Source organism: Methylotuvimicrobium sp. KM2 (assembly GCF_038051925.1).
Taxonomy (GTDB): domain Bacteria; phylum Pseudomonadota; class Gammaproteobacteria; order Methylococcales; family Methylomonadaceae; genus Methylotuvimicrobium.
In genome coordinates, this window is record NZ_CP150634.1 from 4906270 (window position 1) to 4927667 (window position 21398).

General features: G+C 52.4%; 20 protein-coding genes. 5 read left to right on the forward strand and 15 right to left on the reverse strand.

The genetic code is table 11. The features are described 5' to 3' along the window. Positions 1-13: 13 nt before the first annotated feature. Genes WJM45_RS20675 through WJM45_RS20700 form a run of 6 tightly spaced genes read right to left on the reverse strand, consistent with a single transcriptional unit; the run spans position 14 to position 4944 of the window. The gene (locus WJM45_RS20675) at positions 14-1228 is read right to left on the reverse strand and encodes a tetratricopeptide repeat protein (protein ID WP_341326892.1); all 1215 of its coding nucleotides are present in this window, start codon (positions 1226-1228) and stop codon (positions 14-16) included. Continuing rightward, positions 1225-1896: an energy transducer TonB gene (locus WJM45_RS20680; RefSeq protein WP_341326893.1), complete on the reverse strand. Its 672-nt coding sequence runs from the start codon at positions 1894-1896 to the stop codon at positions 1225-1227. Before WJM45_RS20680 ends, WJM45_RS20675 begins: the two co-directional genes overlap by 4 nt. After that, the gene (locus WJM45_RS20685) at positions 1893-2306 is read right to left on the reverse strand and encodes a biopolymer transporter ExbD (RefSeq protein ID WP_341326894.1); all 414 of its coding nucleotides are present in this window, start codon (positions 2304-2306) and stop codon (positions 1893-1895) included. The genes WJM45_RS20680 and WJM45_RS20685 overlap by 4 nt, the downstream gene beginning before the upstream one ends. Positions 2307-2321: 15 nt before the next feature. Continuing rightward, complete coding sequence (locus WJM45_RS20690; RefSeq protein WP_341326895.1) at positions 2322-2846, reverse strand: MotA/TolQ/ExbB proton channel family protein; 525 nt, start codon at positions 2844-2846, stop codon at positions 2322-2324. Continuing rightward, complete coding sequence (locus tag WJM45_RS20695; protein WP_341326896.1) at positions 2846-4174, reverse strand: DUF3450 family protein; 1329 nt, start codon at positions 4172-4174, stop codon at positions 2846-2848. Before WJM45_RS20695 ends, WJM45_RS20690 begins: the two co-directional genes overlap by 1 nt. After that, positions 4171-4944, reverse strand: a complete 774-nt coding sequence (locus tag WJM45_RS20700) for a DUF3450 domain-containing protein (RefSeq protein WP_341326897.1) — start codon at positions 4942-4944, stop codon at positions 4171-4173. Before WJM45_RS20700 ends, WJM45_RS20695 begins: the two co-directional genes overlap by 4 nt. Positions 4945-5130: 186 nt before the next feature. Between WJM45_RS20700 and WJM45_RS20705 the strand changes: the two genes are divergently transcribed. After that, the gene (locus tag WJM45_RS20705) at positions 5131-5565 is read left to right on the forward strand and encodes a hypothetical protein (RefSeq protein WP_341326898.1); all 435 of its coding nucleotides are present in this window, start codon (positions 5131-5133) and stop codon (positions 5563-5565) included. A gap of 462 nt (positions 5566-6027) precedes the next feature. Then, positions 6028-7263: a N(2)-acetyl-L-2,4-diaminobutanoate deacetylase DoeB2 gene (gene doeB2, locus WJM45_RS20710; protein ID WP_341326899.1), complete on the forward strand. Its 1236-nt coding sequence runs from the start codon at positions 6028-6030 to the stop codon at positions 7261-7263. Positions 7264-7266: 3 nt separating this feature from the next. On the opposite strand, the gene WJM45_RS20715 is transcribed toward doeB2, so the two are convergent. Further along, positions 7267-7467, reverse strand: coding sequence for a hypothetical protein (locus tag WJM45_RS20715; protein ID WP_341326900.1), 201 nt, complete (start codon positions 7465-7467; stop codon positions 7267-7269). Between WJM45_RS20715 and WJM45_RS20720 the strand changes: the two genes are divergently transcribed. From WJM45_RS20720 to WJM45_RS20730, 3 genes are all read left to right on the forward strand, one after another. Then, the gene (locus tag WJM45_RS20720) at positions 7466-8743 is read left to right on the forward strand and encodes an aspartate aminotransferase family protein (RefSeq protein WP_341326901.1); all 1278 of its coding nucleotides are present in this window, start codon (positions 7466-7468) and stop codon (positions 8741-8743) included. The two genes, WJM45_RS20715 and WJM45_RS20720, sit on opposite strands and share 2 nt — an antisense overlap. Further along, complete coding sequence (doeA, locus tag WJM45_RS20725) at positions 8740-9915, forward strand: ectoine hydrolase (RefSeq protein WP_341326902.1); 1176 nt, start codon at positions 8740-8742, stop codon at positions 9913-9915. Before WJM45_RS20720 ends, doeA begins: the two co-directional genes overlap by 4 nt. Positions 9916-10356: 441 nt before the next feature. Then, complete coding sequence (locus WJM45_RS20730) at positions 10357-11718, forward strand: NAD-dependent succinate-semialdehyde dehydrogenase (protein ID WP_341326903.1); 1362 nt, start codon at positions 10357-10359, stop codon at positions 11716-11718. 511 nt (positions 11719-12229) lie between these two features. Here WJM45_RS20730 and WJM45_RS20735 read toward each other — a convergent pair. From WJM45_RS20735 to WJM45_RS20770, 8 genes are all read right to left on the reverse strand, one after another. Further along, positions 12230-13120 carry a hypothetical protein gene (locus WJM45_RS20735; RefSeq protein WP_341326904.1) on the reverse strand — a complete coding sequence of 297 codons (891 nt, stop codon included), beginning with the start codon at positions 13118-13120 and terminating at the stop codon, positions 12230-12232. 4 nt (positions 13121-13124) lie between these two features. Continuing rightward, on the reverse strand, positions 13125-14351 hold the full coding sequence (locus WJM45_RS20740; RefSeq protein WP_341326905.1) for a hypothetical protein: 1227 nt from the start codon (positions 14349-14351) through the stop codon (positions 13125-13127). Further along, entirely contained in the window at positions 14348-14980 is a 633-nt protein-coding gene (locus WJM45_RS20745; RefSeq protein ID WP_341326906.1) for a hypothetical protein, read from the reverse strand. Before WJM45_RS20745 ends, WJM45_RS20740 begins: the two co-directional genes overlap by 4 nt. Further along, the gene (locus WJM45_RS20750; RefSeq protein WP_341326907.1) at positions 14973-18647 is read right to left on the reverse strand and encodes an ATP-binding protein; all 3675 of its coding nucleotides are present in this window, start codon (positions 18645-18647) and stop codon (positions 14973-14975) included. Before WJM45_RS20750 ends, WJM45_RS20745 begins: the two co-directional genes overlap by 8 nt. A 17-nt stretch (positions 18648-18664) precedes the next feature. Then, the gene (locus WJM45_RS20755) at positions 18665-19369 is read right to left on the reverse strand and encodes a transposase (RefSeq protein WP_341326908.1); all 705 of its coding nucleotides are present in this window, start codon (positions 19367-19369) and stop codon (positions 18665-18667) included. Between the two features lie 111 nt (positions 19370-19480). Beyond that, the gene (locus WJM45_RS20760; protein WP_341326909.1) at positions 19481-19780 is read right to left on the reverse strand and encodes a hypothetical protein; all 300 of its coding nucleotides are present in this window, start codon (positions 19778-19780) and stop codon (positions 19481-19483) included. Positions 19781-20259: 479 nt separating this feature from the next. Then, a complete protein-coding gene (locus WJM45_RS20765) occupies positions 20260-20598 on the reverse strand; it encodes a type II toxin-antitoxin system HicB family antitoxin (protein ID WP_341326910.1) in 339 nt (112 codons plus the stop codon). Further along, complete coding sequence (locus WJM45_RS20770) at positions 20595-20849, reverse strand: type II toxin-antitoxin system HicA family toxin (RefSeq protein ID WP_341326911.1); 255 nt, start codon at positions 20847-20849, stop codon at positions 20595-20597. Before WJM45_RS20770 ends, WJM45_RS20765 begins: the two co-directional genes overlap by 4 nt. Positions 20850-21398 lie beyond the last annotated feature (549 nt).

The following is a 21398-nucleotide window of genomic DNA, read 5'->3' on the forward strand; positions in this document are numbered from 1 at the left end:
GTGGCTTTTCCGCTCAAGAAGTCTCGTTGGCTTTACTTAGATAACTGAGCCATTGCTCTGCATTTTTTCTATTGTTCGGAAAACTTTTCGCCTTGGCAAAAGATTGGCGGGCCTGTTCGGTGTTATTGTTTTCATAATAACTCATCCCGAGAATCATATAAGCTTGGCCGGGCTGTTTCAATCCTCCCTTCGCCAATGCCTTATTCATCGAGGCTATAGCCGCCTTCCAGTTCTCTTGTTCATAATAAATTTGTCCGAGCTGTTGATAAAGACTGCCTTTGTCATCGAGTTTAGAGGCCATCTCGAAAGCTTGAATTGCTTTTTCCAGCTCCCTGGCCTGCTTCCAGGCGTTAGCCAGTAATTCCCAATTTTTTACCGTACTCGTAACTTTTTTCGCATCAAGCTCGGACCGCAACACTGAGCCGGCTTTATATGGCAGCCCAGCATATAGAAATAAATTAACTAGACCCAAAATCTCCTTTTCCGAATTCAATAGGCCTTTTTTGTATGCCAGATGCATGACCGTGGCCGCTTGCGTAAACTGGTTCAATTGCTGATATACAGAAACCAACTGCGTCCAATAGTCTTTTTTTTCCGGATTAACGGCCATCAGCTTGCGCAATAACGGTATCGCCGATTGATAGTCTTTTAATTCATAATACAACGCGAGCTGCAGCTGATACCATGAATCCTCAGGCTTGGCCGTTAATTGAATGGCCTTGGAAATATGCGGCAAGGCATTGCGGTATTGTTTCAACTGAGTATAGGCATTCGCCAACAACACATGTGTTTGTGCATCCGGCACCGGATTTTTTGCCAGCCATGGTTTTAAAGTCTCAATCGCCTTGGCATATTGCTCGGAAGCCAAATACAGCTGCCCCAGATTCAAAAGCGCATCTTGCTGTTGTTTGTCAGGCAGGGCATTTAATGCAACGGCTTTTACCAGCCATTGGGCAGCCTTTGCATACTGTTCCTTGAGCGCATAAACCGAAGCCAGGCTCCGCATCACTACGGCTTGATCCAAGCCGCCGGCCTTGACTTCGTCGACCATCGACAATAATTGCTGTTCGGCCTTGCCGTATGCCTTATCGGCGATAAGCCGGTCCGTGGACTGAATTTTTTGATACAGCGCCGGAGAAATTGTCGCTTGCTTGGAATCAGCCGCGTCTGCAACCGGGGCGTTAATTAATGAAACAAGCAGTAAGCTAAATAAGTGCGTTCGCTTCATTTGGACAGTTTAAACTCCAAGGTTTGTTGAGCCCTTTGTTCGTAGGCCTTGCCATCGACCACTTTCGCTTTGAATTTCCAGCGCTTAACGGCGGCCAGCGCTTCGCGGTTAAAAATATTGCTGGGGTGCGATTCGACCACAACAGCATCGCTGACTTCACCGGTTTTCGTAATTGTGAATTCCACCTTTACCCAACCTTCGATACGCCGGCTCGCCGCACGCATCGGATAACGAGGCGGAATGCGTACCAAAGGCGTAACGTCGGTCGAGATCGTGCCGGTACCGACCACTGCGCTAGGCGCGGCAGGCGAAGCTGCCGCGCCAGCTGTCAAGCCTTCCAGAGCCGAACCGCCGAAACGAGCGCTCGGTAACTGCACGCTCAAATTCGGAATCGCTAAATTCGGTTGAGCGGCGGCCATCGGTTGTGTATGCTGCGTTTGCATCGGCGGGGGCGGCGGACGTTTTTCCGGAGGAGGTGGCGGTTTGACGGTCTTTTTTTCCTGAACCGGAGGCTTGATCTCTCGTTTCAAGCGAACGAATTCGACCATTTGCAAGTTATCGGTTTTCTTGAAACCGCTCCCTCTATTCATCACCATTGCTTGCATCAGCCAAAACAAAGCCAGCGTAACGCCTAGCCCGGCCAATAAAGAAATCGCAAGACGCTTCACTTCGATTCCGTTTCCGTCGCAATCGCCGCATTGGTGATACCGGCCAATCGAATTTGATCCATAACTTGAACCAGAACGTGGGTCTTGGTATCGCGATCGGCGGCAATGATGACCGAACCGAGCGGATTTTCGGCCTGCAAGCGCGCGACATTAGCCCTGACCGCACGGACATCGACCGCGCGTTTATCGATCCATATCTCGCCGTTAGACTTGATCGACACGATAATATTGGCCTGTTCTTTTTTTTCGGCCGTTTGCGCGGTGGGTCGATTAACATCGATACCGGATTCTTTGACGAAAGACGTCGTTACGATAAAAAAAATCAGCATGATGAACACGATGTCGAGCATCGGTGTCATATCGATATCGGAAATTTGATCGGATGTCGAGCGGCTGGTAGTACGTCGCATAAATAAACAATCTCGTTATTGGAATTTCAATAAATCGGCTAAATGATGGGTTTCGTCGCTGACGCGTTCTTCAATTGTTTTACTGAAATAAAGACCGGCGATCGCAATCACCATGCCCGACATGGTCGGAATCGTCGCGAGCGAAATACCGGAAGCCATCGCCCGGGCATTACCGGTTCCGGTCACGGCCATTACATCGAATACGTGGATCATACCGGTCACGGTACCTAATAGTCCGAGTAGCGGACATAAAGCGATCAGCATTTTGATGATAGTCAACGACTTACCCATTGTCAGCTTCGCTTCGGAAATAATAAAATTTCGAATGTTATGCGCATCGTAAGAACTTTTATCGACACGGCTATCCCATTGTTCCAGCCATACTTGCCGATCCTTCGGATAATTAAACCGAAAATACAACAAACGTTCGGCGATCAGGCACCACAAGCCGATAGAAACGAACAAAATAACCTTCAAAACGATGCCGCCGCTATCGAGAAAATGGCCGACCGAATCGAAAATAGCGAACAACCCGTTCATTACTTCCCGGCCCGGCGACTGATGATGCCGGCACTTTGTTCATCGAGAATTTGAATCAGTGCACGGCTACGGTAAGCCAACAGACTATGCAAAAACAGTAAAGGAACGGCTGCGCACAAGCCTAGCATCGTCGTAACCAAGGCTTGCGAGATGCCGCTCGCCATCAATTTCGGATCGCCGGTACCAAACAGACTGATCGATTGGAAGGTCGCGATCATACCGGTAACGGTGCCGAGCAGTCCCAAAAGCGGTGCGACGGCGGCCAATAGTTTGATCATCGACAAGCCTTTTTCCAAGACCGGCACCTCGCGGGTAATCGCTTCGTCGAGAATCAATTCCAGCGTTTCGGTGTTTTGTGTCTGATTTTGTTCGACCGCGACAATGATGCGGCCTAGAGGATTGGCTTCGGAAACGTCTTTCGAGATGATTTGCTCGCTAACCCGTTTATGCGTTTGCGTCAACATCAAAAACCGATACAGTCCGTAAATCAGACCGAAGCTGCCCAACGCCAAAATAATGTAGCCGATCGCGCCGCCTTGTTGAATTCGTTCAATAGAATCGGGCGCTTGGATGAGCATGCTTAAAATCACTCCGCGCGTGGGATCGACGCCCAAATCGGCGGTTCCGGACGAAGCCGAGGCAAACTTTTCGGCAAGACTGTTATAATTGCCGCCCGGTTGCCGTGCCAATTCGGCCAATTTTCCGGTTTCTGATAAATAGCGGAGATACTGCCCGTCGGCAATCGCATTGAAAGTGCCGATGCGCACAACTTCGGCCTGGCGCGGCTCGCCCGAAGCCGTCAAAATATCGCTATTAAATTTGACGACCTTGCCGGATTCGGCCATTTCCTGAAGCAGATAGAACCAAAGCGATTCAAGCTCCTCCAAGGTTGGCAATGCCTTGCTTTGCGTCATCGCGGCCAATTTTCCGGAACGTTCCGGAAACTGCGCTGAAACGATCGAATTTTCTAGATCGACTTTCAAATCGCCGGCAGCTTGGTTCGCGACGCCGGTCAATTCGCGCAAGATACCGCTACGGTTATCGAGCTCGGTTTGCAAACGATCGAGCTCTTGCTCGTTCGCCTCCATTTGATCCTTTAATTGCTTGCTCAAACGTTCTTGAGCCGCCAATTCGTTTTTAGCCGACTGCAGCAATTCCTGCTGTTTGGCATGATCGGCAACGAACCGAGCCTCGCGTTCGCGATTGATTTTGCCTTCGATGCCCTGAGATTTTTGAATTTCCTTCAGCAATTGATCGAGCGAAAGTCGGTCGGCGATCGCATTGCCGGACAATAACAATCCGGTCAGTAGTAAAGTCATTACTCTCATTGGCTTACCTCCGGCGCCGGCAGCGGTAACGTCAGTAAATCGGGCGCAGCTTCCTTACGGGCGATTCTTAGCCCGTCACGTATCGCATTGCGATAGCTCGAAGGTAAGGTTTCCCAAGATTGCGTCTCTTTATTCCAGTAACCGGTTTCGCTACCGTCGAGACGTTGAAAATACAACGCGACACGGCCCAAGCGTAAAAAATCGACCGAACTGACAGATCCGCCCAATTCGAGATCGGCCCGATAGGCTTCGATGGTATTGCCGTATTCGTTTTCAACTTGAAACGCTTCGATGATGCGGCGAAATTTTTCGGCCGGGGTGACGTCGGCGCGATTGATCATATCCTTCAACTGACTCAAGCGCTCCTGACGCTCTTCAGGCAAAAACGGCACATCCAACGCGATGAATTGCTCGAGACTGTCGAGCATGCGCAGAATCAACGGCACGATTTCGCGTTGCGTGTCCTCAATCTGATCGAGCTGCCGTTCGAGAGAGGCTTTCTCCTGTTGCTGTGAAGCAAGCAAATCTTTCAGATGTTTGTTGTAAGTCTGCAAGGTATCCGCATTACGGCTTGCCGTGCGGAATTCCTCTAGCATTTTTTGAGTTTGATCGCTGAGCCGATCGATGGTCTTTTGCGAATCGACGGCTGCTTTATTGGTCGCCAGACCGGTGTCGATTGCTTGATTCAAAGGATCCGAATAAGCGCCGGCTGACAAAAATAATACGGTAACGCCGGCCAGAGCCTTGGGAAATCGGCGCGTTAAAAACATAAATTAAATCCGAATAACGTTAAGACGAAAGTAACTTTATCACAGTTGTAAATGCAAACAAGAGTCATTTAGCTATGTCATGAAGTAAATTACGGTTTCTCTCTATCTTCCCGAAGAATCAATTAGCTATTGATAGGCTATGCCACAAGCACTATTGAGCAGGATTAACAGAGTTAAATAATTTATTTGCAAATAGAAATCGTTCTCATTAATATTATTACAAAGAATTCATTGCTCCCCGAAAACCACCACATAAAGCCGCATATGAACGTTTTAAAATTAAATCCACTATCGCTATCTGTTGAATTAGCAATCAAACAATTGCTAGCATTATTTTATTCTCGAATAGCACAAGGCCGTTGGTTGTTTGCAAAAATGTCGGCAATTCGTTTCCGACGCCAGAAAGCTTCTTTCGCGGCAACTAACCTAATGCAAGAAAAGTCGGATTTCTATGACAAACCATGCCCGATACGCATCGAGATCGATCCGGAGAAAATTCAGTTACTTCTAGCAAACCGACAACTCTGTGCGGCTGATTTTCATTGCCTGGACCAAGCATCGCATCGTTGTATTCGCGAACTATGTTTAAAAACCTGCCTGCATCCGCTGGGTCATAATTAAAGTTACCGATATATCTTACGCCAAAGCTTGATAAAAGCGATTATGCCCATCATCGTAGATCAAAATTCGGCTCAGTAAATGAAAGTGCGAAGCGCCGGGGAAGGCCTACAATACTTTCGCCGGCTTGCTGAAGCCTGAAACTGCACTCACACTTCGTCCAGGCTCTCCTGAGCGCAGCCGAAGAACTCAGGGCGAAAGGTAGTTTGAATCACTCAACTGCTCTTTTTAGAATTAAGCTGTAAATTTTAAAATCCTGCTTTTTTTCCTTATTTTATATTCCAAAAGCCCACTTTTTACCCTTTCTTTTTGTTCTGATTAGTCAAAAAGGGTATGGTGTATACCTATAAGTCCATTCAGGGTACCTATAACCGACCTGTGATGAGAGTCTGCTGTTTACTTGTTTAGGTAATAGCAATCTCTAGCGTCGTAGCAATCCGGAAGCCCAAACAGGAGTATTGAAATATGGCCGTACAATGGGATCAGCTAATTCAAGACGCAGTGGCATTTCGCCATACCCTGCATCGGAATCCCGAACTAAGCTGGCAGGAGCAAAAAACCGCTGAGCGAATTCGCAATGAACTTTCCCGTTTAGACATCGCTTGGCGAGCCTGCGCCGAAACCGGCACTGTGGCCCGATTGGCGCGTAATAAAAGCGGCCGCCATATCGCATTGCGGGCCGACATCGACGCACTTCCTATCCATGAAAACAGCGGCGTGGCTTGGTCCTCGCAAATGGCAGGCTGCATGCACGCCTGCGGCCATGACGGCCACACGGCCACGCTGATCGCGGCCGCACACTGGCTCAAAACTCACGAAGACAGCTTGCCGGGCCCGGTAAGTCTGTTGTTTCAACCGGCCGAAGAAGGCGGTCATGGCGCCAAACGCATGATCGAAGACGGCGCACTTGAAGGTGTCGACGTCATATTCGGATGGCACAATTGGCCGGCGATTCCATTCGGTCAGGCAGTCTGTCCCGACGGCACGGTCATGGCGGGTAACGGAACTTTCGAAATCGAAGTACACGGACAAGGCGGTCATGCGAGCCAACCGGAAGCCTGTCGAGACCCTGTACTTGCGGCAGCAGCTATCGTCATGGCCCTGCAACAGACGCTATCGCGTCGACTTCCGCCTCAGGAAGCCGCCGTACTGAGTGTCACCTCGATCGAAGCCTCCAGCTCGCCCACCGTGATTCCCGACAAGGCTCTGATCGGCGGCAGCTTCCGCATTGCTCACGAATTCACACGCGACCGATTGACGCAATGCATTCAGGACATTTCAACGGCCACCGCCGCGGCTTATGAGGTCGATTGCCACGTTACCGTCTTTCCAAGATATGGAGCGACGATCAATCACCCCGAACCCGCAGCTTTTTATCGCCGGACATTGATGCAGGAATTAGGTGGGGGTAGCCTAAGCCAAAATACGCCTGTTCCGATCATGGCCTCTGAGGATTTCCATTATTACCTGAACGCGATTCCGGGCGCTTTCGCGTTAATCGGCTCCGATGACGGCATAGCGACACATCAACGCTCCTGCCACAACCCCGAATACGATTTCAATGACAAATTGATCGATCGCGTCGCACGCATTTACGCCCGTTTGGCCGGCGCACCCTTGCCGGAAGAAATTATACCCATCGGAGATCAAAATTCGGCGCCGGGGTGCCCGTCAAAGGACGCCGTGAATACGTCCATGTAGGCTCTATGCCAGCTCCATGCTGGCAAAGCCTTTGTCGAGCACCCCGGCGCCTCCTAAGGCACTGCCGAAACTTGAAATGCGAAAGGTATAACTCGCTTCGCACTCGGACCTAACACAAAAAAAAGCGTTATCCGGCAACAATATTGCCGGATAAGCATTAATCGGGCGACTTGTTGCCCTGTCAACCGTAAGGAGAGTATTCATGAAAGTCTTTGAACAATGGGAATCCGAAATTCGCGGCTACTGCCGTGTGTATCCGACCGTTTTCAAATCGGCCTCCAATGCCCGTCAAGTGGATGAGTCGGGAAAATCCTATATCGACTTCTTCGCAGGCGCCGGTGTACTCAATTTCGGCCACAACAACCCGTTGATGAAAAAAGCCTTGATCGATTTTATCGAGGCGGATGGCGTAGCCCACAGTCTGGACACCTACACCACGGCGAAACGCGATTTTATCGAAGCCTTCGCCAATTCCGTGCTTAAACCGCGAAACATGAATTACAAAATGCAATTCATGGGACCGACCGGAACTAATGCGGTCGAAACCGCGCTGAAATTAGCACGCAAGGTCACCGGGCGCCGTACGATCATTGCGTTCAATCACGGTTTTCACGGCATGACGCTGGGCTCGCTGGCCTGCACGGCAAACCAATATTTCCGCAATGCCGCAGGCGTACCCTTGGAATATGTCCGTCATGAACCCTTCGGCTGCGAAAAGCCTTGTATCGGTTGTCAATTAGGCTGCGGCCTGGAATCGCTTGAGCAATTACGCGCGCAATTTTCCGATTCGTCGAGCGGCTTGGAACCGCCGGCGGCGTTTTTAGTCGAACCGATTCAAGCCGAAGGCGGTGTCAATGTGGCCAGTCGAGAATGGTTGCACGCCGTGCAAAAATTGGCGCATGATCTGGGCGCGCTATTGATTTTTGACGACATCCAGGCAGGTTGCGGGCGCACCGGTCAATATTTCAGTTTTGACGGCATGGATTTGGAACCGGACATTATCACGTTAGCCAAAGGCATCGGCGGCTTCGGCACACCGCTGGCGATGAATTTGGTCAAGCCGGAACACGACCAACTTTGGCAACCCGGCGAACATACCGGAACTTTCCGGGGCCAAGGCTTCTCCTTTATCGCGGGCAAAGTCGCGCTGTCCTATTTCGACAATGACGCATTGATGAACGATGTCACGCTCAAAGGCGCTAAGATGCAACAGCATCTCGAAGACTTGGCGGAGCGCTTCGGTCAAGGGCGGTTTCAAGTACGCGGCAAAGGCATGCTGCAAGGACTCGACATCGCCGACGGCGCCTTAGCGAAAAACATCGTCAATCTTTGCTTCGAACGCGGACTGCTACTCAGCGCCTGCGGAACGGGCGGCAAGGTCATCAAAATGATTCCACCGCTAACGATTCCGGAAGCCGATCTGCTCGAAGGTTTAACGATTTTCTCGGGCGTCTTAGCGGATGCTTTGGAGGCCTTATGATTGAACGCGACGACATGACTTTTCCGTTCGCGGAATACCAACGCCGAATCGATGAACTGCGTGGGCGGATGCAAAAACGGCTGCTCGACGCGGTCGTAATCAGCGATCCGGAAAACCTGATGTATCTGACCGACTATCAAACGACCGGCTATTCGTTTTTTCAGGCCCTGGTCATCCCGCTCGACAACGAGCCGTTCATGATCACTCGAAAACTCGAAGAATCCAATGTTTACGCGCGGACGTGGGTGGAAATCACGCGGCCATATCCCGATACCGGCGACGCGATTCAAATGCTCGTGGAATCGCTTCGAGAATTCGGCTTGAATGGCAAACATGTCGGTTACGAACGCAACAGCTACTTCTTTCCGGCCTATCATCAAGACTCGATTCACACGACCTTTACCGACGGGCGTTTATTGGATTGTTTCGGCATCGTCGAACAAGGACGCATCACGAAATCTCCTGTGGAAATCGAAATCATGCGCAAGGCAGCCCATGCGACCGAAGCCGGTATGAAGGCCGGATTCGAGGCTTGCGTGGCTGGGGCGACCGAAAACGAAATCGGAGCCGCGATCAGTGCCGGCATGTTTCGAGCGGGCGGCGAAACTCCCGCAGTAATGCCTTATGTCACCAGCGGCCCACGCACGATGATCGGCCACGCCACTTGGGAAGGACGCGTTGTGCAACCGGGCGAGCACATCTTCCTAGAAGTCGGCGGCTGTTATAGGCGCTACCATACCGCGATGATGCGCACCGTCGTTCTGGGCGATATGACGGATACCTTCTATAAGGCTCAGCAAAAAATGAAATTTGCGCTGCAACGGCTGAAAGAAATCATGCGTCCCGGCCTGACGGTCTCGGACGCCGACAATCTGGTGCGCGCGATCATCACCGACAACGACATCGGCGGCAGGCTGATCACGCGTTCGGGCTATTCGATCGGCATCGCGTTTCCGCCAAGCTGGGACGAAGGTTACATAATCAGCCTAAAGCAAGGCATTTCGACGGTGCTGGAAGAAGGCATGACGTTTCACATCATCCCGTGGATGTGGGGCGTCGAAGGCGATAAAACCATGGGCATATCGGACACGCTTTACGTGACAGAAAATGGCTGCGAATCCTTTTTCACACTGGATCAGGATTTTGTCGTGAAGCCCGAATACGGAGCTTAGGCAAAGAAAGTTACTCAACGGCTCCCACGCTCCAGAAACTGTGAAATTATTCAAGAGCATGAAATCACATGAAGAATTAGATTTTTAACTTTTATAGACTTTTTCTTCATAGTGAATGAATTTTTTAAGATGAATTCATTAATTTACATGATTAGCAAGATGCTTCAGCTTGTCGAAGCCAAGTGTCCGAGCGGGGGATAGTAATAGTCGCAACCACTTCTGCGGGACGGGTTATTTAACCCGTCCCAAACGTTTCGGTTTGCCCTAAACATTTCAGCTGACTTCGGCCAAAATCGAAAAGCTTCCGCTCCTGCTCACGCCCCTTACCTACATCTATGTAGGTAACGTTTAGGACGGGGTTGCAAACCCCGTCCTGCTAAGGAATGGGAACGATGAATAATGATATTTTTAATTTAGCTTATTCAACGGAGAACAAAACCGATGAGCATACCAGTTATTAATCCAACCACCGGCGAATCACTGGGTGTAAGCCCGGAACTCGTCTCTGCCGATCGCGATGCGGCGCTCGATCGCGCGCAAATGGCCTATGCCGATTGGAAAAAACAATCCTTTTCGCAACGCGCGCAAGTACTGCTCAATATTGCTCAATGCCTTCGCGATAATGTGGAATCCTTGGCGCCGCTGATGACCCTGGAAATGGGCAAACCGATCAAGGAAGCGCGCGCCGAAGTGATGAAGGCGGCTCTCTGCGCCGACCATTACGCCGAAAATGCCGAGAGCTATCTTGCCTCGGACACATTGGCATCTGACGCCAGTCTTAGCTATGTGCAATATCTGCCTTTGGGCGTGGTACTGGGCATTTTGCCTTGGAACGCACCATTTTGGCTGGCTTTTCGCTTTTGCGCCCCGGCGCTGATGTCCGGTAACACCTGTCTGATGAAGCACGACCCGCATGTTCCGGCTTGCGCCGAAGCAATCGCTCGGATTTTTGAGCAAGCCGGTGCGCCAATTGGACTATTGCAAAATCTGCCCTTGTCGAACGCCGATGTCGAAGCGGTCATTCGCGATCCGCGCGTACAAGCCGTCTCGTTGACCGGTTCGGATAGAGCCGGCAGTGTTGTAGCCGCTATCGCCGGCGCCGAAATCAAACCGGTCGTTCTGGAATTGGGCGGTTCCGACCCCTGCATCGTACTGGCCGATGCCGATCTGGACAAAGCCGCCGATGTGATTACGCTGTCGCGCATCATCAATGCCGGCCAATCTTGTATCGCCGCCAAGCGCATCATTGTCGAAGCCGGCATTCATGACGAACTCGTGACACGGCTTGAAGAACGTCTAAGCAAGTTGAAACTGGGCGACCCGAATGAGGAAAGCACCGACATCGGCCCCTTGGCGCGAGAAGACCTGCGGCAAAACCTGCATCGCCAGGTTCAAGAAACGATTGCCGCCGGCGCGCAATGTCGACTCGGCGGAAACGTACCCGACGGTCCGGGTTATTTTTATCCGGTAACTTTACTGACCGGCGTCACGAACGACATGACGGCCGCCCGAGAAGAAACCTTCGGACCGGTCGCCGTCGTTATCAAAGCCAAAGACCAGGACGATGCGATTCGCATAGCCAACGACAGTCAATACGGCCTAGCCGCCAGCATCTGGACCGAACGATCGCGTGGAGAGGCGCTGGCTCGGCAATTGGAAACCGGTCAAGTCGCGGTCAACGGCATCGTCAAAACAGACCCCAGATTACCAAGCGGCGGCATCAAGCGCTCAGGAGTCGGCCGCGAGCTGGGACCGCATGGCATGCACGAATTTGTTAACGCGCAGCAAGTTTGGCTAGGTTAAGACTCTTGGAGTTTATCGTTCGAACTTTTACAAATTCTGACCTGATTAGTGAGTTTCTTCAGCTAAAGCCGAAAGATCAGCATATCCCTAGCAGGACGGGGTTCGCAAGCCATGCCCGTCCTGCTGAAAACGGCCAACCCACATCACGCTCTTTCCCAAGCTCCAGCTTCCTGAGACCGACACAACCTCCGCACATTCTCAATCAACCCCGACTCCGCTCGTTCAATCTTTCTTAATTGTCGGGAAGCTAGAGCTTCCTGAACAGGTTACCCAAGCTGGAGCTTGGGTAACAGCGTAATTTTCAGGTCAGGAAAAATGACTGTTTTGTGGATTTTGAGAAAATAACTGGCGCTTTATAACTTATGCTCATCAACAATTTTCAAGATATTTTAAGCACCGTAGGGTGCGCATCGCGCACCTTTCCACGGCAGCGAACCCGACAACAGATCCCGCGACCCAGGTGTGCGATGCGCACCCTACGCCTGTCGTTACGTTTCATCAAGGTCTTACGCTAGCGTATCGGCAATAAGCCCAGCTCGATTTTGTGGCTGTACATGTGCTCTTGCCGGTAGCTGCTGCGTTCGGCCTGCAAACAACCGATCAAATTTTTCAACGGTTCGGTTAGCAAGCCGGCATCCGACAATCGCTGCAAATAGGCTATCGACCTAGCCTGAATATCGAAGCCTTCGCGTTGTCCGACGCGGCTTCGCAGACAGTCTTGCCATGCGTCCGGCACGGGACCGAGCCAGTAATTTGCATGCGGCATCGTCAACGCGATTTCCAGCCCCTTCGGGTCCATGTCGCTGAACACGATGACCGTTTTATCCGTACCGAACCGATCGACGAAATCGCGGCAGACATTAGTTTTAGAGCCTGTTTTTGAGTCGCCCCGATAAACCCATAATGCCTGCCGCGCTAGAGGCGGCAATTCGAACGAAGCGCATAAAGACATAATCGCGAGGTTTTCGACCACCACGAGGGCGTCGCGCTCGACCGTTTCGATGCCGGAACTCGGGCAAAACACGCCAGCCGCCATGATCGAAGCTGGCTGCAGCGTGATTCGACCGCCGTTGATGCAGAGCTCACCGTCCGGACTGTTCAGCAGCAGATAATCTTCGCTGACAGGCTTCCCTGCCAGTTTTTCGTTCCCGTGATGTTTAGCGACTGTCAGCCTGTCGTCCGGCAGGCGTTCGCGCAGGGGGTCGAAGCCGGTTTCTTCCGCGACCCGCCGGCGCAGTTCGAGCTTGTCCTGCGCGGTAAAGACCAATTTGCCTTTATTCAAATGGCCGCAGCGATAACGTTCGATCACCTCGCTGCCCAGCGGACTGACGGGGCGGGTCGTGCTTTGGTCCGGTCGGTTCGCGACGAGTTCGCTGATCCAGTTGAACAGTTTCCGGTTCATTCGACTACACCCGGCGCAGCGAAATCTCGTGAATCACTTGATTGCCGTTGAAATCGTCGAGGGCCTCCCCGTGCATCTCCAACGCGACGGCGCTTCTCATGCGCTGCGGCAGGCAGCAATATTGCGCGAACACCATGTCCAGCCACAATTCGGCCTTGATTTCGATCTGTTCGACGCGCCAATGCTGCAGTGCCGACGTGTTGCGTCCTTGTCGTTCGAGCGCCGACGCGAATAGGTTTTCGATATGGGCCTCGTAAAGGTCCCGGTGATATTCGATCCGTTCCGGCATCTGCATATCGAGCGGCGCCGAGGCATTGTCTCGGGGCGGCGGCGCGAGCGGTTTGGTCTGCCGTCTCAATTCTTGAACGATCTCGACGAGATCGGCTTGCAGGATCGGATTGGCCGTATCGATGCCGGGAGACAAGTTCAGGCCGGAACCTCGCCTGAGCAGTTCCGGAGCGGCCGCCTCGATGCTCCAGTCCAACGGTTCCCATTCCGGATGCTGCCTCAGAAACTGGGCCATCGCGCGGGTTCGGTTCGCGGTCTGTTCCTGCAGCCGCAGCGTGAACAGCAGGGTCTTCATGCGGGCGACGATGCTGGTCAGCCGCTCGACGATGCTCTTGTATTGATCGATGAAACGGATGATCTTGCGGCTCAGCTCGGGCGGAATCGCGGCCCAGCTCAACCAATCGTAGCAATCGTTCAAATTGACCTGATTGAGTTCCTGCACCAAGCGCTGCGCATACGCCAAGGCGCGCCGGTTCTGCCGGATCTTGCTGTTCAGCGACGAGACGAAGCCGAACTGGCTCGTGATCGCCGCGAACATCACGGACAGACTCGTTTCCAACGATTCGATCGCCTCGTACAGCGTGTCGTCGATCTGTTCCAGATGATAGCGAGCCTCGTCCTGTTCGTTTCGCTCGAGCGCGCGCCGGTAGTCCTCGATGTCTTCCTCGACGGTCAGTATCATCTTGCCCATGTCGATCGCCTGCTGATAACGCTGATTGCGCAGCAGCAAGCGATCGATCAGGCGCTTGACGTCGCCGGTCAGGCGGTATTCGTCGCTGACATCGGCGGTGCGCAGGATGCCGGCTTTTTTCAGGCTTTCGATCGCGGCGCGGTTGTCTTCGTCGACAAAGACCGTTCCGTCGATATAGGTCTGCGCCAGCAATCGATCAGCGCCGGCCAGCTTGCGGATCAAGCCCGCGATCTGCTCCCGGTCGAAACTCATAGAAACAATTCCTGCTGCTCGACGTCCTCGCCATTGGCCGCGTGCTTGTCCAGCTCCAAGGCTTCGGCGTCGTTCAGAAACGCGATGATGCGGTGCAGATAATCGATCTTGCCGGTCGCGAGATACAGCGATGCCTGCGGATTCGGCTTGACCAGATAGCCGCTCTGTTCCAGTTTTTGCAAGACCCAAGACAATTGTTCGGAGATCGCGGTCTTGCTGGTCTTGAACAGCGCCAACTGGGTCAGCCGGTTCAACTGTTCGGACAGCGACGGCTCGTGCTCGATCGCGTTCAAAAGCTGCGTCATGCGGATTTCGTCGCGCGCCCGGATCGGCATGTCCTGCCCGAGCGCGGTCATGACCATGTCCATCCATTCGACGACCGGGCGCAATTGCGAACGGACTTCGGCGAAGGCCTCTCTGATCGGACCGCGGTTGCTATCGTCGACGACCGTGTAGGCGGCGTAATAGACCTCGCCGTCCAGCGACAACAAGGTTCTATCCAAGGGCTTCAGAAAGGCGTCGATCTTGTCCGCATTGGCTGGCTGCGACAAATAGTCGTAGGCATCGTGATAGGCGGTCGGGCAAATAAAATGACCGCTCAGCAGCGCTTCGGCGACTTGTTTAAACATCGGCGCGCTCCCGTTGCATCGCATTCAACAACTGATCGAGCTTGCTGGCCGGCAGTTCAACCTCATGCAGTCTTTGCTTGTTCAGCAGATAGCGCCGGCTGAACAGGGCGAGTACATGCCGGTCGGCGGTCGGCGTCGCGGACAGAATCTGAATATTCTGTTTCGCGAGCAGATTCATCATTGCCTCGATGTTCTCGGGCGCCAAATCGCCCAATTCGTCGATCGGCCAGCAGACGACGGTCGGATTCTGCTTGCGCAGCATCGCCGTCACGCCGGTGAAGAACGTAATCAAGGCCAGATAGGACAGTCCGGTAGAACTGACGTCCTTCAGCTCCTTCGCGTTTCGAGCGTGCTTGAGCTGGCCGTTCTCGTAGATACTGAATTCGATATCGAACAGCGACACATGCTTAATCTTGAAGCCGGACGAAGGCAGCAGCGCGGTCAGTTCGCTCATCGCCTGAATCAGTTCGTCGGGAATGTCCCGATGGCCGATCAACTCGGCGTTGTCGCGGTATTGACCGTAATTGTCGCCGAATTTTTTCAGCGCCTGCCAATATTCCAAATCGTTCATCTTCGAGCGAACATTGACGGTGATCTCGCCCAGCGCGGCGAAATACCGTTCTTCGCTGATGTATTTGGACAGCTCCGAGCCGGTGTGCTTGATCGCGCGGTCGAAGTTGTAGAGATGCTGATAAAAGGCATTGACGCCGGTCGCATGCAGCTCGATCTGTTGCGCGGTGGCTTGCCTGAGGTGTTCGGCCATTTGCAGCACAACGATCAACGGCTGTTCGATCTCCAAGGCCTCGTTCTGAAAAAACGAACCGCCTTGCGCGGGCGCGGCCAACGCCTGTTGCCAGGCTTCGGCCAACTGGCTGCGGTGATGTTTGCCGAACAATTGCACCAGGATCTGCTTGCCGCCGTGGATCGCATGTTCCTGGCGCTTGCGCTCCTTGACTGTCTCTTGGGTCAGGCGCGGCAGCGTGTCGGCCGCGAATGCATGCAGCGCTTCCGCATAGACCGGCGGGCAGCTTCTCAACAGCTCCATGCATTGCTCCAGTTGATTGAGCAAGCCGAGACGCTTTTTCATTTGGTCCTGCTGTGCGGCGATTTGTTGATTCAACTCCGTCCGCCGGCGCTTGAATTCCTGCTTGAGCTGCTCGATCGCATCGTTCAGTTGCCGGATTTTGCTCTCGCACTCGCCGCGACGGCGGCACAGTTCGGGATGCTCCTTCCAACGTTGCTGCAGCCACGTCTGGTATTCTTCATGCTTGCGCTGGAAGTCTCTCGCTTCTTTTTCGAGACGCTTCGCTTCATTGAGCTGTTCCGACAATTTCACGATCGTGTCATCGGCGCCGCTGTCTTTCAGCTCGCTTTTCAATTGCTGCTGTATGCGGCGTTTCTCCTGTTCGAAGCGTTCGGTATCGGCGGTGATTTGCGCCTTGATCGTTGCAATCAGGCGTTGGCCTTCCGACTCGATGACACCTTTCCGGCCCAGATATTCGTCATGCAGTGCGTGCATCGACTGTTCATGTTCCGATTCGATCGCGGCGATGGTTTGATTACAACCTTCGATGTCGGAAGACAGGCGCTGCAGGTTCGATTCGATGTCGCTGCGCGCTTTTTCCGTTTCGACCTTGATCCGGTCCGCCAACGCATTCGCTTCGTCTTGCAGATGCACTTCGTTTTTTTCGACGCGCTTGATCCGTTGCTGTACCTTATCGAGCACGGTCTTGGCCTGCTCGCGCTGCCTGTTCGCTGCATTCAGACTCGCCTCGAGGCGTTCGCTTTCGACGCCGAGCGCATTCAGTTTGTCGAACAGATTTTTTTCCTCTTGCTCCAGACGCAGTTTGTCGGCGGTCAGATAGCTTCGCTCGGCCAACGCATCGAGCGCGATCCGTAGTCCGTAGAAATCATCGCCGCCGTTTTCGCTCCACTGCGGGTCGAGGCCGGTATGGTCGAGCAGTTCAGGCGCAATCACGCGGCCGATGGTGTTTTGCCAACCTTCGACTTCATTGTCGAGATAATGCTGTAACGTGCCGGGTTCCGGTCTCAGGCGTTTCAGGCACTGCGCATGGCGCTCGCGCAGATTCCTGAGCTCGGTATTTTTATCCTTGAGCTGTTGTTCGATCTGCCGGAATTGATCGAGCTTGCCCTGGTAGTCGTTTTGCGCGTCATGCCGGGCCTGATAGGCGAGTTTGTTTTCCTTAGCGGCCGCTTCGAGCGCCTGCCGGTTTTTGCCTTGCTGTTCGGCCAAAGCGTCCGGAATGGGCGGATTCTTCAGACGGCTCTTTTCGACTTCGAAGTCGGTCAACCATTGTGATTTTTGCTCCTTGACCGGCTGCAGCCTTTCTTCCTTGATCTGGCGCAATTGCTCCTTGCGTTGCTGAAACTCCGCATCGGTCTCGCGTAGGATCTTCTCTTGTGTGAACTGCGCTTCGGCGCATTGCCGCTCGAAAGTCTGGATTTGGCTGTCGTGACTGTGCCGTAATGCGCCGAGTTGTTTCTCGTAGTAAGCCTTGATTTCCTGTGTCTTGCTTTCCAGCGCTTCGATCTCGCTCTGGATCTTTTCCTGACGCTCTAAATACTGCTCGAGCAGCGAAGCCTTAAACGCAAAGCTTTCGGCATCCTGCCGTTCATATTCGAGTTTCTGCGTTTCGAGCGCGTCGATCCGATAATTCAGTTCTTTCAGCCGCTCGTTACATTCGATCAGCACGTCGGTTTTCGGGTCCAACTGCCGATCGTGTTCCTGCTGCAATCGGTCGCGTTGTTCGTTCAGTTCGCTCAGGCTTTGTTCGAGCGCGTCTTTTTCCTTCAGGCCGGCTTTATGACTGTCGAGCGCGAGCGCGTGAATATGCGACAGCGTCTTGAGCGTTTCCTTATACTCGCCTATCGTCTGCAGCAAGTCGTCGAAATCGCCGCGCTTGGCCTCGATTTCCCGCGCCGCGGTCAAGTCGGACAACCACGCGTCGATGTGCTGTTTGTTCAGTTGAAAGGGTTGCTGCTCGTCTTCGTTCTGCAGGAAGGTCTGGCTGAGCTTGTTGCGCGAGATATCGATCAACATTTGTTTGATCACGTCGAAATCGCCGATTTTTTCGATGACCGAACCGATGACCTTCTCGATGTGCGTCATCGGTGCGAAACCCATCGCAAAGCGTTGTTGCAGCGGGCGCAACCAACGCTTGCCGCTACTGACCTGATGACATTGGATGATGCTGCAATAATCGTCGACCGCGACGAAACGGGAAGCCTCGGCGTTCAGCGTCTTGTAGAGGCGCTCGATGCTGTGGCTGTCGCGCGGCAGACCGTTCTCGCCGATGTAATAATCCTGCCGATAAGGGGCGTCGATGAACTTGTATTTGGCGCCGCGTCCGTCGCTCTGCACCATGACATGACAGACCTGACCGTGCGGACGTTGGTATTCATATACCAGACAACTGCTGCCGCGCGGCAGGTAATAATCCAGAAAGCCTTTCTTGCTGCCGCTACCGCCGACGATATTGCTCGGCCGCTCGCCCCAAAACAACTGCATCAAACGCAGAAAAGTAGTCTTGCCGGCGCCGTTCGTGCCGCTCAGATTGGTATGGCCGTCCAGCTTCAGCAAAACGGACTTGCCGGGCCAAAAACTGTCGATCAGGATGATTTTTTGCAGTCGAAAACTATCAGACATTTCCAAAAGGGGTCAGGTTACTTTTTATTGCCATCTCTGGCTTTTTTGGGGCGGCCTTGCGGCGCAATTTTGACGCGTCGACCTAAAACAGTCTCGATTTCATGCTGAAACTTGTCCGAACCGAGCGCGCAGTCTTTGTTCAAGTGGGCGCGTATCGCTCGAATGTCATTGTCGGCCAAAGCTTGCTTGCAGAGTTCGCGGTAGGCCATTGCTCGGGTCTCGGGGTTCGCAGCCAGCAGACGATATTCCGGCGGCTCCTCCAACCATTCCATGCCGCTTCCGGTCACATGATGACGGCAACTGGACCACCGGTAATCCCACGGACAGTCCACCATGCCGGCCCGCACCGGATTCAGTTCAATATAACGCATGCACGTCAACAAGTAACGCTCGCTGTCGATCAAACTCGATTTGAAACGCCCTTCGAAGAGCGTTCCGGTGCGCCGGTAGGTCTTATTGATGTAACGAACATATCGCCGGCCGATCGATTGCATCAAAGCGGAAATCCCGCCCTGCGCCTCGCTCACCGCCAACAAATGAACGTGATTCGTCATCTGCACGAACGCGTAAAGCTTGCACTGGTTTTTCACCAAGGCTTCACGAAGATATTCGAGATAGATCGAGTAATCATTTTCATCAAAAAAAATGGGCTGGCGATTATTGCCGCGTTGCACAATGTGCTGCGGAACATTCGGCAAGTCGAGGCGCGGGAGACGAGGCATGGCTTTGGTATATTTTAAGGACTAACGAAATCATAGCACAAGAATGTAACCTGACCCCTTTTCCGACCTTTTCCCAAAAAGTAACCTGACCCCTTTTTTAGTTAAGTGTGATTATGACCACTTGGTAAGTTCTCCAAGAAAGGCACAGTGCATATTGTTTACATATTCCATTATTTCTGACAGCGCTTTTCGGACATCCTCAATAGGCTCTGGAACTAAATTGTATGTACCAACCACATTATCTTCAGAATCAAGCATGACTGCACACTTTACGGGGGTTGAACCTGCTTTTCTTTCTTCAGCCAGCGCAGATTGCGAGATCCATTGGCTGAACTGTTGATTTCTTTTTATCCTGACTGTCGCTGCTTGCCTTTGGGTAGCGAAAGTAAGTGCTTTTTGGGTCGTACCCACTCACTAAATCAATTTGCTTTCCAAGATCATCAGAAATACTCCAGTCGGTTGACTTCGGCAGTAAATCAACGTGCGAATCAAATACCTTTCGGAAATACTTATATAGATCCGACAAATTATGCGTGTTAGAGAAAGGGCGCCACTTGCCATTTATGGCGATGGCTGGATTCTCTAGGTTAAAATCTTGTCCAAACTCTATATTGTACTTCCTGTGTAAAATGTAGATTAGTGATTTCAAGTACAATTCAATTGCATGCCTCTGCAAGTAGCCAATAGGTGACACAATTTGACGGCTACGTTCCGACTCTAACAATATTTTGCTGCATCCCTAAATCGCCAAGCTGAAATGCCCAGCCCTCTATCGAAATGCTTTTCAGGGGGAGTTATCAGTATATTCATTAGAAAATCTACCCAGAACGATGCAAACACATAACGCCCTTATTCACGCGCCAGCTTCGCTGGTCGCGTGCAATTGATGGTTAGCCGGCATTTGCAATCTCTTTCTGTAATGCTTCTTGCGCTAGCTTATTTACACTTGTACCTCTCACTTGAGCTGTAATCGCTAGCTGCTCGTGCAAGTCCGGAGGGATCCTGAGGTTGAACTTGCCAGAGTAGTGGCGGCGAGGCTCGATGCCTTTCTCTTTGCATACCTCAAGGAAGGTATGCAAAGACTTCCAGAACTCCGTCCGTAACTCCTTTGGGTTGCGACCGTAGAAATCAGCGCCGCCATTCAGCCCCAGGATTTCACCCCGGAACGTATCCAGTTCAGCGTCGTACTCAATTTTGGCGTGATAGCCTTCTAGCGTCATCGTGTTCATAGCGATACTCTGTGCTGCTTTAACCATTTGCGAATGCTGGCAACAGCTCCTTTGTCGGTATTCGGACTTGGATGAGGTCGATGAAATATTCGAACCTCCCCAAACAGAACCACCGCAACCCGGCTACCTTCGCGCTCGCTCACCTCAGCACCAAGCTCGACAAATAGTGCTTCAATATCACGCCACTGGATATTGGCACTCGTCGGGCGGGCGAAAATAGCCTCCAGGGTTTTCTGGTGCTTCCGTTTCATGATCATATGGTACCATATAACAGTACCATGTCAAGAAACCTTGATCATGGCACCAAACCTGAGAAATGACAGCTAATCGCGGCGCTCACCAGCGGAGCGGGTGGCAAGCTGTATGCTTGACGACCGGTCCGTCTGGTGAAGCGCCTTGTTCCGGCGTAAGGCGACGGGACAAGGCCGAACGAAGTGAGCGCCGCGATTCCCGGCGGCGAAGCCGCCGGGAACAAGCTATTGACCCGATCAAACTAACATACGGCTTTTCCTGCTTAATTGTCAATAATCCAGCTTCAATGCTAGATTTTCTAAACGGTATAACTTACATTTCATTCATGATAAACCGATCGGGATAATATTCATAAAAGGGGGCAGTTTCTTTATTATTACTACTATCTCGCTTTTTTGGGACACCCTCGTACCTGTGATCCCTAAATTAGGAATTTCCAAGATGCCTGCGGGGATTAAGCAAATCGAAACGTCCATGATAGGATAATTCGTAATAAATTGGATCGACCGAAGGCCCTGCGGCTCATACCAAATTCCCAACGCCAAAAA